Raw genomic sequence first — 1,715 nt, forward strand, 5'->3', positions numbered from 1 at the left:
CGAGCGCTGCCGCAACGAAGTCCCCCCTTTGGTTCCAATGGCAGACGGGCGCGTCGTGGCCTGTCATGTGCGGGCTCCGGCCAGAGCCGCGTCTCCGAAACCGGCTGAGGCGGTCAAATCCTCGCTATTTCTGTGAGACAGTCACAGATCAGTTTATCCGAACAAATTTTCCACGAACAGACGCGAACACTCGAGATGCGGTCAAAGGAGGCAATAGAATAATCTATGGAAAGAAATCACGAAAGCGGCTGTCGTTCAACTCAACAGGTTGGCAGCTATGATACAGTCGGTTCAATTGCCACGAACGTTGCCGATGGCTTCAAGATGGTAGCGGTTGGCGACCTTATTCTGTCGCGGGCGCTGATGAAAGGCCACCATTCCGGTTTTGCGGATGTCGTCGAAATCCTTCGTGATGCCGATGTCACGTTCGGGAACATGGAAACCCTCATCTTCGATATCCGGTCATTTAAGGGAAGCCCCCAGGCTGAGTACGGTGGTGCGTATCATATTAGCCTGCCGGAGATCGGACCTGACTTGAAAGAGATGGGCTTTAACCTGGTGAGTCGGGCGAACAATCATACCCTCGACTGGGGCCTCGAAGGCATGCGCGAGACGAGCCGAGTGCTCAATGAGAACGGGATCATCCATGCAGGTGCGGGCGAGAACCTCGCACAGGCCGGCGCTGCTCGCTTCTTGGAGACCGCTCGCGGTCGCGTGGCATTGGTGTCATTTGCTGCATCGTACTGTTGCATGGCTCGTGCGGGCGATCCCGCCGGCGAGGCACCTGGCAGGCCAGGACTCAATGCTCTTCGTTTGACGAAAAGCATCGTGGTTCCTTCGGAGATGCTGGAAAATTTGAGGCAAGTACGAGAAGTCTTGCCGTATTATTGTCCTCCCGGACGGGATCCAAGCCGCGTTGTCATTGACGGTACTACATTCAAGGCCGGCGAAAAAGCAGGCTATAGCTTTGAAGCCGATTCGCGTGATGTTGCTGAGATTCTACGAAATGTTCGTCGGGGCAAGCAATTCTCTGACTTCTGTATCGCTACAAACCATGGTCATGAACAGGAATGGAGCGACGAACCGCCTGACTACGAACAGTCGCTTGCCCGCAGCCTTATCGATGCTGGAGCGGACGCGTACATTGGCCACGGGCGGCATCAACTGCGAGGTATCGAGATCTACAAGGGTCGACCAATCTTTTATGGCTTGGCGAATTTCTTTTACGATGACCTCCGAACGCCTGCGGGTGCGGACATGTTCGCTGTTCACGGCATGGATCCAAAAGTTGACACGGATGCTGAGGTCAGCATCCACGAGCTGGCAAAAGGATACCCGACCGCAGAGGGGCTTGTGGGAGGGCTCTCTGACCAAATCTACTATGAGAGCGTTATCTCCGTCAGCCGCTACGAGAACAATCAGCTCGCTGAGTTGCAGCTCCACCCGGTTGAACTCGGGCACTCGAAGAGGTTTGCCAATCGGGGCGTGCCGCGTTTCGCCTCGGAGCCGCAAGCAACTGCCATTCTGGGCCGGCTCCAGAGGCTCTCAAAGCAATATGGCACCCAAATCGACATCAAAAAAGGTGTCGGATTTATCCGCCCGCAGCCTTCGCGCAATGACAACGAATGAAGCAATGCTGGCGCTTGCTGTCATCGGGGCGAACCTCACTGCTGGACGGCGCTGATTGGGGCCACAGCAACGAAATTGCGCGCTGT

Annotated in this window: 1 protein-coding gene and 1 pseudogene; both read left to right on the forward strand. The window is 55.7% G+C overall.

The window, feature by feature from the left end; all coding sequences use genetic code 11:
* Positions 1-136: pseudogene (locus NP503_RS33155) on the forward strand (oligopeptide ABC transporter ATP-binding protein); the annotation flags it as partial.
* An 89-nt stretch (positions 137-225) separates the two neighbouring features.
* A complete protein-coding gene (locus NP503_RS33160) occupies positions 226-1,629 on the forward strand; it encodes a CapA family protein (protein ID WP_127266831.1) in 1,404 nt (467 codons plus the stop codon).
* The last annotated feature ends 86 nt before the right edge of the window (positions 1,630-1,715 follow it).

Source organism: Mesorhizobium sp. SEMIA396 (assembly GCF_024518615.1).
Taxonomy (GTDB): domain Bacteria; phylum Pseudomonadota; class Alphaproteobacteria; order Rhizobiales; family Rhizobiaceae; genus Mesorhizobium.

What these genes read in the sequence shown, in the direction of transcription:
- NP503_RS33160 (WP_127266831.1), top strand. Translation starts at nt 226, where the DNA reads ATGGAAAGAAATCACGAAAGCGGCTGTCGTTCAACTCAACAGGTTGGC.